The organism is Pseudomonas capeferrum (assembly GCF_000731675.1).
GTDB classification, from domain to species: domain Bacteria; phylum Pseudomonadota; class Gammaproteobacteria; order Pseudomonadales; family Pseudomonadaceae; genus Aquipseudomonas; species Aquipseudomonas capeferrum.
Map to the genome: position 1 here is coordinate 127,024 of NZ_JMIT01000003.1, position 11,330 is coordinate 138,353.

Annotated in this window: 12 protein-coding genes; 4 read left to right on the forward strand and 8 right to left on the reverse strand. The window is 64.5% G+C overall.

Going from position 1 to position 11,330, the window contains the following annotated elements; all coding sequences use genetic code 11:
* Positions 1–31: 31 nt before the first annotated feature.
* The 4 genes from PC358_RS18240 to PC358_RS18255 form a co-directional block, all read right to left on the reverse strand.
* Positions 32–1,042: a zinc-dependent alcohol dehydrogenase family protein gene (locus PC358_RS18240; RefSeq protein WP_033701674.1), complete on the reverse strand. Its 1,011-nt coding sequence runs from the start codon at positions 1,040–1,042 to the stop codon at positions 32–34.
* Between the two features lie 71 nt (positions 1,043–1,113).
* On the reverse strand, positions 1,114–1,704 hold the full coding sequence (locus PC358_RS18245; RefSeq protein ID WP_033701675.1) for an HAD family hydrolase: 591 nt from the start codon (positions 1,702–1,704) through the stop codon (positions 1,114–1,116).
* A complete protein-coding gene (gene tesB / locus PC358_RS18250; RefSeq protein ID WP_033701677.1) occupies positions 1,701–2,570 on the reverse strand; it encodes an acyl-CoA thioesterase II in 870 nt (289 codons plus the stop codon). The genes PC358_RS18245 and tesB overlap by 4 nt, the downstream gene beginning before the upstream one ends.
* Before the next feature lie 95 nt (positions 2,571–2,665).
* The gene (locus PC358_RS18255) at positions 2,666–3,235 is read right to left on the reverse strand and encodes a GNAT family N-acetyltransferase (protein ID WP_033701678.1); all 570 of its coding nucleotides are present in this window, start codon (positions 3,233–3,235) and stop codon (positions 2,666–2,668) included.
* Between the two features lie 180 nt (positions 3,236–3,415).
* Between PC358_RS18255 and PC358_RS18260 the strand changes: the two genes are divergently transcribed.
* Both PC358_RS18260 and PC358_RS18265 read left to right on the forward strand, forming a co-directional pair.
* On the forward strand, positions 3,416–4,330 hold the full coding sequence (locus PC358_RS18260) for a histone deacetylase family protein (protein WP_033701679.1): 915 nt from the start codon (positions 3,416–3,418) through the stop codon (positions 4,328–4,330).
* 149 nt (positions 4,331–4,479) lie between these two features.
* Complete coding sequence (locus PC358_RS18265) at positions 4,480–5,727, forward strand: TIGR03862 family flavoprotein (protein WP_033701680.1); 1,248 nt, start codon at positions 4,480–4,482, stop codon at positions 5,725–5,727.
* 73 nt (positions 5,728–5,800) lie between these two features.
* Here PC358_RS18265 and PC358_RS18270 read toward each other — a convergent pair whose 3' ends face one another.
* From PC358_RS18270 to PC358_RS18285, 4 genes are all read right to left on the reverse strand, one after another.
* Positions 5,801–7,132, reverse strand: coding sequence for an RNA helicase RhlE1 (locus tag PC358_RS18270; RefSeq protein ID WP_033701681.1), 1,332 nt, complete (start codon positions 7,130–7,132; stop codon positions 5,801–5,803).
* 55 nt (positions 7,133–7,187) lie between these two features.
* On the reverse strand, positions 7,188–8,108 hold the full coding sequence (gene yedA, locus PC358_RS18275) for a drug/metabolite exporter YedA (RefSeq protein ID WP_033701682.1): 921 nt from the start codon (positions 8,106–8,108) through the stop codon (positions 7,188–7,190).
* A 391-nt stretch (positions 8,109–8,499) separates the two neighbouring features.
* The gene (locus tag PC358_RS18280; protein WP_156311438.1) at positions 8,500–8,994 is read right to left on the reverse strand and encodes an NYN domain-containing protein; all 495 of its coding nucleotides are present in this window, start codon (positions 8,992–8,994) and stop codon (positions 8,500–8,502) included.
* 57 nt (positions 8,995–9,051) lie between these two features.
* Positions 9,052–9,813, reverse strand: a complete 762-nt coding sequence (locus tag PC358_RS18285) for a DUF2076 domain-containing protein (protein ID WP_033701683.1) — start codon at positions 9,811–9,813, stop codon at positions 9,052–9,054.
* Positions 9,814–9,980: 167 nt separating this feature from the next.
* On the opposite strand from PC358_RS18285, the gene PC358_RS18290 reads away from it, so the two are divergent.
* Positions 9,981–10,637, forward strand: coding sequence for a YciC family protein (locus PC358_RS18290; RefSeq protein ID WP_033701684.1), 657 nt, complete (start codon positions 9,981–9,983; stop codon positions 10,635–10,637).
* Positions 10,638–10,744: 107 nt separating this feature from the next.
* The gene (locus tag PC358_RS18295) at positions 10,745–11,329 is read left to right on the forward strand and encodes a hypothetical protein (RefSeq protein ID WP_050506141.1); all 585 of its coding nucleotides are present in this window, start codon (positions 10,745–10,747) and stop codon (positions 11,327–11,329) included.
* Position 11,330 lies beyond the last annotated feature (1 nt).

Below are 11,330 nucleotides of genomic sequence, written 5' to 3' on the forward strand. Positions count from 1 at the left end.
GCTCGTTACAAACGCCTTGTCGGCGCAGCAACTACCAGGTCAGGCAGATCTTGCCGAAATGCTTGTTGCTCTCCTGGTAGCGGAAGGCATCGACGATCTGCTCCAGCTCGAAGTGTTTGTCCACCACCGGCCGCAAGCCATTGGCATCGATCGCCCGCACCATTGCCTGCTGCTGAGCCCGGCTGCCGACCAGCACGCCCTGCAAGCGGATCTGCCGCACCAGCGCCTGCACCAGCGGCAACTGCCCTGCCACCCCGGTAAGGATACCGATCAACGACACATGCCCGCCGATACGCGCGGCAATCATCGATTGCTCCAGGGTCGCCGGGCCGCCGACTTCGATCACATGGTCGACACCGCGATTGCCGGTAAGCTCACGCACCTTCTCGCCCCAGGCCGGGGTGCTCTTGTAGTTGATCAGGTGGTCGGCGCCCAGGGCCTTGAGGCGCTCGAGCTTGGCATCGCTGGACGACGTGGCGATCACCGTCGCACCCGCCAGCTTGGCGAACTGCAAGGCGAATATCGACACCCCACCCGTGCCCTGCACCAGCACGGTATCGCCGGGCTTGAGGTGGTCGTCGCTCATCAAGGCACGCCAGGCGGTAAGGCCTGCGGTGGTCAGCGTGGCCGCTTCGGCGTGGCTGTAACCCTTGGGCGCCAGGGTGAAGGACGTGGCACGCGCGGTGACCTGCGCACGGGCGTAGCCATCCAGGCCATCACCGGGCACCCGGGCAAACCCTTCGACATTGGCCTGGCCGTCGAGCCAGTCGGGGAAGAAGGTGCTGACAACGTTGTCACCCACCTGGAATTCGCTGACGCCGGCCCCCACCGCCGTCACTTCACCGGCACCGTCGGCCATGGGAATGCGCCGCTCGCTCGGCCCCCACATGCCGCTGACCACGGCGAAGTCGTGGTAGTTGAGGGAACTGGCGTGCAAACGCACGGTGATTTCGCCGGCCTGTGGCGCAAGCGCCTCGCAGGTGCCGACCTGGACGTTGGCGTAGCCGCCGCCAGGTTGGACGTAGATGGCCTTGCTGCTCATGGCTGGGTCTCCATCAAGGGAAAAATTTCGGTTCAGCATAGTCCGCGCAGGCAGCTTGCCAACACCAACGATCAGCCGAGCATCACCCGCAACGCCCGGCAATCCGCCGCATGCCAATCGGTCAATTGCGGCCACGGGTTGTCCGGCAGGTTGACCAGTATGGTCCGTGCCCCGGCCGCGCGCCCGCAATCCAGGTCGAAGCGGTAGTCACCGACCATTACCAGCTCGCGGGGTGCCACGCCCCATGCCCCGGCAATTTTCAAAAGGCCGTCCGGGCTAGGCTTGGGCGCGGCCTCGTCACGGCCAAGAATATGCTCCACCGCGAAGCAGTCAGCCAGGCCGATGGCCTCTAGTGTGACATGCGCAAGCTCGCGGGCATTGCGGGTCAGGATCGCCAGCCGGCAGCCGCGCTCGGCCAGCTCGCGCACCAGTTCCACCGCGCCCGTCGCTGCCGTCGAGGCCAGCGCCAGGTCGCGTTCATGCTCCAGCAGCCAGGCGTGCTTGGCCGCCGCTTGCGCCGCCGGCAACGCCGCCAGGTGGGTCAGGATGTCGTGCTCGGCCGGGATCTCCAGCGCTTCGCGGATTGCCGCAAAATCGTGCACCGCCACGGTCAGGGTGCCGTCCATGTCGAACACCCAGTTACGCACTTCGCTCAGGTTCATGCCCAGTCCTTGCGATGACGAATGAGGCCTTCCTGGCACGACGATGCCACCAGCTGCCCGGCCTGGTTGAAGATACTGCCCCGGCAGAAGCCGCGGGCATTGCCGGCCCAAGGGCTGTCGGTGGCGTACAGCAACCACTCGTCTGCACGCAGGTTGCCATGGAACCACAGCGAATGATCGAGGCTGGCGATCTGCATGTCGCGCTGCCACACCGATTTGCCATGGGGCAGCAGCGCGGTGGTCAGCAGGCCGAAGTCAGAGGCATAGGCCAGCAGGTACTTGTGCAGCGCTGGCACGTCCGGCAGGTTGCCGTCGGCACGGAACCAGGCGTACTTCACCGGGTCACCCGGCTTGGGGTTGAACGGGTCGCGCTCTGTGACCGGGCGGATTTCGATCGGCTTGGCGCACAACACCTTGTCGCGGATGCGTTCGGGCAGGTGCTCGGCCATGGCACTGGCCAGTTCGACTTCGCTGGGCAGGTTTTCCGGGCCGACCACATCCGGCATCTGCGCCTGGTGCTCAAAGCCCTCTTCGTCGTACTGGAACGACGCGCTGCAGGTGAAGATAGTGTGGCCCTTCTGAATCGCGGTCACCCGCCGGGTGCTGAAGCTGCCACCGTCACGTACCCGGTCTACCGAATAGACCACCGGCAAGCTGGCATCGCCAGGGCGCAGGAAGTAGCCATGCAACGAATGCACGTGGCGCGCGTCCTCGACCGTCTGGCTGGCCGCCGACAATGACTGGCCCAGCACCTGCCCGCCGTACAGCTGGCGGAAGCCCAGGTCCTGGCTGCGTCCACGGAACAGGTTCTCCTCGATGGACTCGAGGCTCAACAGGTCGACCAGGTCGTCCAACACATGACTCATCGGGGGTTCTCCTAGCAAGGCATCACGGCTCTACAGCACTTTCATGAAGGCAAATGATACAGGGTTTGTCATTCGCACCGCGCATGGCCATCCATTCAGCCACGCAGGGTCTGCTCCCAGTGTGCACGGTCGATGCGGTACAGCACATGCGGGCGCAACGGGTGGCCGGCCGGCAGGCGCGGGTGTTCGAAACTGCCGCTCGGGTCTTGCAGCATGCCAACGGCCTGCATGACCTTTTGCGAGGGCAAGTTGCTCTCGCTAGTGAACGACACCACCTCATCCAGGCGCAATTGGGCAAAGGCACAACGCAGGCACGTCCAGGCGGCCTCGCTGGCAAAGCCCAGGCCCCAGTGGCGCCGCGCCAGGCGCCAGCCGATTTCCACTGCAGGCGCAAAGTCGGCATCGAAGCTGACGTGCAACAGCCCGGTCATGCCGATGAACGCGCCGCTGTCCTTGCGCTCCAGCGCCCACAGGCCGAACCCGTACTCATTGAAGTGGCCACGGATACGCCCGATCAGCGCAGCCGCCTCCAGGCGCGTCAGCGGCGCCGGGAAGTAGCGCATCACCTGAGGGTCGGCGCACAGCGCGGCGAACTCGCGCAGGTCGTCGTCATGCCATTGGCGCAGCACCAGCCGTGCGCTTTCCAGTTGGGGGATGGGGGTCATGGGGTGTGCTCCGGTTTTGCTGTCTTGCAGTTTACAGCGTAGGCGCGGGCGAAGGTTTAACCCAGTGAGATCGAGCGCCGCCCGCGCGGCGCTTCGCGGGGCAAGCCCGCTCCCACGGGCAATAGCACCAACCGCCCAAGAACTGGCAAGATCAACACTGGCCCCGAATGCGAACCCACCATGCCGTTGCCGCTGATCTACCACGATGACTACAGCCCGGCGTTCCCCGCCGACCACCGCTTCCCGATGGACAAGTTTCGCCTGCTGCGCGACCACCTGGTCGACAGCGGCCTGACCCGCGACCAGGACCTGTTGCGCCCGCAGATCTGCCCCAACGACATCCTGGCCCTGGCCCACGACCGCGGTTACATCGAGCGCTACATGAACGGCGACCTGTCCCGCGAGGACCAGCGCCGCCTCGGCCTGCCCTGGAGCGAGGCGCTGGCCCGGCGCACCGTGCGCGCCGTGGGCGGCTCGCTGCTGTGCGCCGAATTAGCCCTAGAGCACGGCATCGCCTGCCACCTGGCCGGCGGCACCCACCACGCCCATTACGATCACCCCGCCGGCTTCTGCATCTTCAACGACCTGGCCGTGATCAGCCGCTACCTGCTGGAGGCCGGGCGGGTGCACCGGGTGCTGATCTTCGACTGCGACGTGCACCAGGGCGACGGCACCGCGCGCATCCTCCAGGACACACCCGACGCGATCACCGTGTCCCTGCACTGTGAACAGAACTTCCCGGCCCGCAAGGCGCAGAGCGACTGGGACATCCCCCTGCCCCGCGGCATGGGCGACGCCGCCTACCTCAAGGTCGTGGACGATGCCCTCAACTACCTGCTGCCGCTGTACCAACCCGACCTGGTGCTGTACGACGCCGGCGTGGATGTGCACAAGGACGACGCCCTGGGCTACCTGCAACTGACCGACGAAGGCCTGGCGGCCCGCGACGAAAGGGTCATGCGCCATTGCCTGGGCCGCGATATCCCGGTGGTGGGGGTGATCGGCGGTGGCTACAGCAAGGACCGCGCAGCCTTGGCGCGGCGCCATGGCATCCTCCATCACAGCGCGGCGAAGGTCATCAGTTGTTCACAATGACTGTGGAACCGCCTGTGGATAAGCTGCGCGAAAGCTGCTGCAGCCCTTTGCCTGCGTGCCCTGCAAAGATCTGATCATTTTTTGACCAGTGCTTCCGCAGGGCCGGCTGCGCTAGAATGCGCACTCTTTTCCACAGCCTGCCGCCGCCCATGCCCGATCTACGCCCTTCATCCCCTCCCCTTGTCGCCGTCATCGGTGGCGGCCCCGCCGGCCTGATGGCCGCCGAAGCGCTGGCCCAGGCGGGCTTGGCGGTCGAGGTGTTCGATGCCATGCCCTCGGTAGGCCGCAAGTTCCTGCTGGCCGGTGTCGGCGGCATGAACATCACCCATTCCGAGCCCTACCCCGCTTTCGTCGCGCGCTACGCCGAACGCCAGGGCGAGATCGACGCCCTGCTGCGCAACTTCGATGCCCAAGCCCTGCGCCAGTGGATTCACGGCCTGGGTATCGAAACCTTCGTCGGCACCTCGGGCAGGGTATTCCCTCGCGACATGAAAGCCGCCCCGCTGCTGCGCGCCTGGCTCAAGCGTCTGCGCGACAGCGGCGTAGTTATCCACACCCGCCATCGCTGGCTGGGCTGGCATGACGATGGCAGCCTGCGGATCGCTTATCCACAGGGTGAACGACGGGTGAAAGCGGCAGCCGTGGTGCTTGCGCTGGGTGGGGGCAGTTGGGCGCGCCTGGGTTCAGACGGTGCGTGGCAACCACTGCTGGCTGAGCGGGCTGTGGATATCTCGCCCTTGCAGCCGAGCAACTGTGGGTTTGAAGTCGAAGGCTGGAGCACCTTGCTCAAGGACAAGTTTGCCGGCGCACCGCTGAAGAACATTGCCCTCAGCGTGCCGGGCAGCCTGCCGCGCAAGGGCGAGTTCATTCTCACTGCGCAAGGGGTCGAAGGCAGCCTGGTGTACGCCTGGTCGGCGCTAGTGCGCGAGGCCATCAACCGCGAGGGCCGCGGGGTGCTGCTGCTGGATCTGTTGCCAGACCGGCCTGTGGATAAAATTGCTGAAGCGTTGGCCAGGCCGCGTGGTTCACGCTCGATGGCCAAGCACCTGCACAGCCAGCTGGGTATCGACGGGGTCAAGGCAGGCTTGTTGCGGGAGTTGACGGACCAGGCGACCTTCGCCGATCCGCAAGCGCTGGCTCGGGCGATCAAGGCGTTGCCGATTACCTTGGTGCGCGCCAGGCCGCTGGATGAAGCGATCAGCAGTGCCGGTGGGGTGCGCTTCGAGGGGCTGGATGCGGGGTTGATGGTCAAGGCGCTGCCGGGGGTGTTCTGTGCCGGCGAGATGCTGGACTGGGAGGCGCCGACGGGGGGTTATCTGCTGACGGCGTGCTTTGCCAGTGGGTTGCGGGCCGGGCGGGCAGCGGCGGATTGGGTGGCGGGCTTGTTCCACGAATAGAGGCACGTAGTGCCTGGCACCGGCTTCGCCGGTGTTCGCGGGGCAAGCCCGCGCCCACAGAGCCGCCGCTAGCTCAAGGCTTACGCTTACGCGGTCCGCCATTGAAGCTAGGCACCTTACGCACCGCTTTAACAGCTGGCGCCGGGCTAGCCGCCTCGGCACTGTCCATCCAGCGCCCCAGGCCACGCTTGGCGCTGTTCTCTTTCGGCTTCTTGGCCTTCTTCGGCTTCTTGATCACCTGCCCACTGGCATCGGTCATCGGCACCCGGTGCTCAGGGATGAAGTCCGGCTCTTCGTGCCGCGGCAAAGTCTGGCGAATCAGCGTCTCGATCGACGCCAACATCTGCACTTCGTCGGCACACACCAGCGAAATCGCCTCACCTTTGTTGCCAGCACGCCCCGTGCGGCCGATACGGTGCACGTAATCTTCGGCGACAATCGGCAGGTCGAGGTTGACCACCAGCGGCAGATCGTCGATGTCCAGCCCGCGTGCGGCCACATCGGTTGCCACCAATACCTGGATCTCACGCGCCTTGAAGGTATCCAGGGCACGCTGGCGCGTCGCTTGCGGGCGGTCGCCATGGATGCCATCGGCGTTGATACCTTCGCTGAGCAAGCGCTCTACCAACTGGTCGACACCGTTGCGGGTCTTGGCGAACACCAGCACCTGGCTCCAGCGCTGCTTGCGCAGCAAGTGGCAGAACAGGTCGGCCTTGCGCTTCTTGTCCACAGGCACCAGCCACTGCTTGACGGTGGAGGCGGCGGCGTTGCGCGGGCTGACTTCGATGCTCAGCGGGTCGTTCAGGGCCAGGCCGGCGAGCACCCGGATCTGGTCCGAGAAGGTCGCGGAAAACAGCAACGTCTGGCGCTTGCGCGGCAGCGCGGCGTACACCGACTGCAGCTCTTCGGCAAAGCCCAGGTCGAGCATGCGGTCGGCTTCGTCAAGCACCAGGGTCTGCACCTGGTTGAACTTCACGGCGTTCTGGCGGAACAGGTCGAGCAAGCGACCTGGGGTTGCCACCAGCAGGTCGACGCCACGGCGCAGGCGCATCATCTGCGGGTTGATACTGACGCCGCCGTACACCGCATAGGTGCTCAGCGGCAGGTTCTCGGCATATTCGCGCACGTTGTTGTGCACCTGCTCGGCCAGCTCGCGGGTGGGTACCAGCACCAGCGCGCGGATCGAGTTGCTGGCAACCTTCTCACCTTCCAGCGCCAGGCGCTGCAGCACCGGCAGGGCGAAGCCTGCGGTCTTGCCGGTGCCGGTCTGGGCTGCGGCCATCAGGTCGCGGCCGGCCAGCACGGCAGGGATGGCCTGGGCCTGGACCGGGGTCGGGGTGGTGTAGTCCAGCTGCTGCAGGGTACGCAGCAAGGGTTCGATCAGGCCGAGTTTGGCGAAATTCATGGCAATACCGTCAGGGGGTTCAGCGAAGGCGGCAAGTTTACCGCAACACCCCCGCTTACTTGCAGATTTCGCCCTTCAGCGGTTGCGCAGGTTGTGGTGCCTTGCGCCACTGCGGCAGGCCAATCAGCACCACTGCGCCAATGATGACTGCCATGGCCACGCATTCTTCGGCGCCGATCTGCTCACCGGCGAAGACGATACCCAACAGCACCGCCACCGCCGGGTTGACGTAGGCATAGCTGGTCGCGGCTGCCGGGCGTACATGCTTGAGCAGGTACATGTAGGCACTGAACGCGAGGATCGAGCCGAAGAACACCAGGTAGGCCAGCGCGCCCCAACCGGCGGCGGTCGGCATCTGGGTCATGCGCTCGCCCGACACCACGCTGCCCAGCAGCAACACTACCCCGCCCACCAGCATTTCGGCGGCACTGGCCATAGGCCCCTGGGGCAACGGCAAGCTCTTGCTCCACACCGAACCGAATGCCCACGACGCCGCCGCAAACAGAATCAGTGCTGCGCCAACCGGGCTTGCCTGCAAGTTGGAGCCGAGGTTGAGCAGGCCGATACCGACCAGCCCAAGGCCGATGCCCGCCCACTCGAGCCGCGAATTACGGTGACCGAACAGCAAGCCGAACACCAGGGTGAACAGCGGCACCGTCGCCACCGCCAGCGCCGCCACGCCTGAGGCGACACCGGCGTGCTCGGCCACGGTCACACCGCCATTGCCGCAGCTGAGCAGCAGAAAGCCGATTGCCCCCGCCGCCCGCCATTGCGGCCAGGTCGGCGCCGGCACACCCCGCCAGCGCAGGAAGCCGTACAGCAAGCCCCCGGCGATCAGAAAGCGCACCCCCGCCATGAGCATCGGTGGCCAGGACTCGACGCCAATGCGAATGAACAGATAAGTGGACCCCCAGACCAGATACAGGGCCATAAAGGCGCCGATAAGCAGCAGCGGGAAGCGACGGGAGGCAGGCATGGCAAGGTTACTCAAAATCCGTTTACGGGTGGCTTAGTTTAGAAAGGCCACCGAGCATTAATAAGTTACAAAACCAGAATAAATGAGCGGCACACTTGGTGGGGGGAGCGAGTTTGACGGTAGGTTTTCAGCGCCTGTGAGATCGAGCGCCGCCCGCGCGGCGCTTCGCGGGGCAAGCCCGCTCCCACATCTATTTCGGGCCAGTGATGCCTGATGCATTGGCGCGCGCCCTTTTAGTGCCCGCCTCAATATCGAGTCGACAAACAAGGCGGTCGCGCGCTGGTACTGGTTTTCATTGGCCCGAAATAGATGTGGGAGCGGGCTTGCCCCGCGAAGCGCCGCGCGGGCGGCGCTCGATCTTATGGGCGCTGAAGATGTAATGGCGAACCCCTCAATGACGCAACAACAACCGCCCCTCAATAGGCACATACCGGCTCGCAGCGCGGATCAGTGACATCGCAGTAAGCCCAGGCACGCCATACACCACCGCTTCAGCACCGTGACGCTGGATGACCCGCTCCAGCAACAGGTCGAAGTCACCATCACCCGAGGCCAGCACCACCTGGTCCACGCGGCTGGCCGCATCGATCACATCCAGGGTGATGCCCACATCCCAGTCACCTTTGGCCGAGCCATCGCTGCGCTGGATGAACGGTTTCAGGCGTACCTCGAAACCCAGGTTGCGCAAAATTTGCTGAAACTGCTGCTGCTTGCTGTCACCGCGGTCGATGGCATAGGCCACGGCCTCGACGATCTGCCCTTCACGGCTGACCTCGGCCCACAGCGCGGCGTAGTTGAAATGACAACCGTGCGCCTGGCGCACGGTGTAGTAGAGGTTCTGCACGTCGGCGAACAACGCGATCTTTTTCACCTGGAACCCCTTCATCTGATGGAATTCGGGGCTGCCCTGCAGCCCCAAAATGCCAGCAGTATGCCAGACCCGTCAGACGTAGGAATCGTCGTCGGAGAAGAAGCCCCCATCATCACTGCCATAATCGGTATCGGCGTAACCGCCCTGGTCATTGCCCCAGCCGCCGTTGTCGGCCACTTGCTGCTGCCCCCCTTGGTCATTCCAGCCACCGCTGTCGCTGGCAGGGGTCGGTTCTTCCTTGATCACCTCGGCCACTTCCTCGGGCTGTGAGTTGTGGTTGAACAGGCTGCTGATACCTTGCGCCAGCAACACCCCGCCTGCCACACCGGCAGCAGTCTGCATCGCGCCACCCAGGAAGCTGCTGGCGCCACCCCGCGCCGGGGCTGCGCCGAAGCCTTGCTGCTGTTGCTGCGCAGGCTGCTGGTTAAAGCCCGGCGCAGACGGTTCACGCCAGCCACCGCCGGCAGAAACAGGCGCCGAAGGCCGCTGCGGTTGCACCGCCGGTGGCGCACTGCGCCCGCCCGAACCAAAGATGCTCGACAGAAAACCACCGCCGCTGTTGCTCGGGGCGTTGCTACCCGCACGGCTGGCTTCGGCTTGGGCGCGGGCCTGCTTGAGCTCCGCTTCGAGTTGCTTGTTCTGCTCGTCCAGGCGCTTGAGCGCAGCTTCCTGAACCAGGATCGCCTGGGCCATGTAATACGGCGCCGCCGGCTGCTGACGCAGGTGTTCCTCGATGCACGCCTGGGCCTGGGCATCGCGGGGCTGGCTTGGGTCTTCAGCTTGCTTGATGCGGCCGAACAGGCTATCGATCAGGGTTTGTTCTTCAGTGTTCATGAGGCGACCTCGTGGGGAAGCGGGACAACGGACAGCGTCAAAGATGGGGGGTGCAGGCATGGGATTCAATCACCACGGCGGTGAAACTTTTTTCAGCAAGTGACAGCTGCGCGCCCGCTTTGGGCTAAAGTTAGGCCCCTGCTTTTACTGCCATGCGATGTTGACCGATGAATCCGCTGAGCGTTCTGCGCGACTCCCTGTACTTCTTCCGCCGCCACCTGCCAAACATTCTCCAGCTGTGCCTGCCGCTGGTGGTGCTTGAAGCCTTGATCACCCAGCTGCTGTACCGGCAGTTGGGCGACCAGGCGTCGCCGGCTTACGGCATGCTGGTCAGCCTGCTGTTCTACCCGTTGTACAGCGCGGCGCTGATCCTTTATCTCGACACCCGCAGCAACGGCCAGGACATCGCCAAGCGCGACCTGTTCGCCCGCGCCCTGCAACTGTGGCCGCAACTGGCCCTGCTGATTCTGATCAGCTCACTGCTGATCATGGCGGGCCTGGCGCTGTTCATCTTCCCGGGCGTGTGGATCATGATCAACCTGGTGTTCGCCGAATACCTGCTGGTGCTGCGTGGCCTGCCGGTGGTGCAGGCGATGCGCGAAAGCGCGCGGATGACCACCGGCCACTTCATGCGCATCATGATCTGCGTGCTGGGCGTGCTGGCGCCGATCTGGCTGATCGACGGGCTGTTGCTGATGGCCTTCCCGGAGCCAGCCCCCGGCATGGAACTGGCCATGGACAGCCTGAGCGGCTTCTTGCAGCTGTTCAGTACTGTGGTGCTGTACCGCCTGTTCACGTTGCTGGAAGCGGATAGCGGCGCCTGACGCCCGTGACCTTGCACAAGGCGTGCGCCGTGGAAGACCTGCACGCTGCCAGCATGGCCCCGTATCAGTGAACGTGGCGGCTCGCGACCTTAAGACACGGAGCCGCCATGATCACTTCCACAGCCGATTGCCGTTGGGCAGCAAGCGATAGCCATTGGGCAGAAAGTGCCGAGATATTCCTCGGCACTCTGCAGGCCCTCGATCCGGCAACCACTCTCGAAAGCCTTCCGCGCGAGAAGCCCAAATCCGTCTACCTCAGCCTGTTCAAAGACGCTAATCAGCAGGTGATCAGCGGCCAAAGTGATTGGCTGATTGCAGGCCATCAGAAGCCTGCCAGCGTGTTTCGTTTTCTGTTTCACTCGAAAGAACCCGATCGCCTGCATTTCATGATCACCGGCAGCGGAGCGGACCACGAGAAGAAGATGGGGGTCAGCCGCAACGGCTACCTTGGGCTATACCAGTACGCCAGCGTGTCCGCCCCCTTCAAGTTCGAACCCCTGTACTGGAGCGACGACAGCTTGATATGCCGTTGGCGTGATCATCAAGGGCATACGGTGCGGCTCGACCACGACCAGACCGTGGCCGATCCTTTCTTTTCTTACCTGCGAGTCTTGGAGGGCAAAGAAACCATCTTCCTCCTCACGCGGGTTTGCAACGGACGCCCTGTGCAGGCACCGAGTAATTCCGCCTGAA

Coding starts and splice junctions, on each gene's coding strand:
- PC358_RS18240 (WP_033701674.1), bottom strand. CDS start 1,042: ATGAGCAGCAAGGCCATCTACGTCCAACCTGGCGGCGGCTACGCCAAC.
- PC358_RS18245 (WP_033701675.1), bottom strand. CDS start 1,704: ATGAACCTGAGCGAAGTGCGTAACTGGGTGTTCGACATGGACGGCACC.
- tesB (WP_033701677.1), bottom strand. CDS start 2,570: ATGAGTCATGTGTTGGACGACCTGGTCGACCTGTTGAGCCTCGAGTCC.
- PC358_RS18255 (WP_033701678.1), bottom strand. CDS start 3,235: ATGACCCCCATCCCCCAACTGGAAAGCGCACGGCTGGTGCTGCGCCAA.
- PC358_RS18260 (WP_033701679.1), top strand. CDS start 3,416: ATGCCGTTGCCGCTGATCTACCACGATGACTACAGCCCGGCGTTCCCC.
- PC358_RS18265 (WP_033701680.1), top strand. CDS start 4,480: ATGCCCGATCTACGCCCTTCATCCCCTCCCCTTGTCGCCGTCATCGGT.
- PC358_RS18270 (WP_033701681.1), bottom strand. CDS start 7,132: ATGAATTTCGCCAAACTCGGCCTGATCGAACCCTTGCTGCGTACCCTG.
- yedA (WP_033701682.1), bottom strand. CDS start 8,108: ATGCCTGCCTCCCGTCGCTTCCCGCTGCTGCTTATCGGCGCCTTTATG.
- PC358_RS18280 (WP_156311438.1), bottom strand. CDS start 8,994: ATGAAGGGGTTCCAGGTGAAAAAGATCGCGTTGTTCGCCGACGTGCAG.
- PC358_RS18285 (WP_033701683.1), bottom strand. CDS start 9,813: ATGAACACTGAAGAACAAACCCTGATCGATAGCCTGTTCGGCCGCATC.
- PC358_RS18290 (WP_033701684.1), top strand. CDS start 9,981: ATGAATCCGCTGAGCGTTCTGCGCGACTCCCTGTACTTCTTCCGCCGC.
- PC358_RS18295 (WP_050506141.1), top strand. CDS start 10,745: ATGATCACTTCCACAGCCGATTGCCGTTGGGCAGCAAGCGATAGCCAT.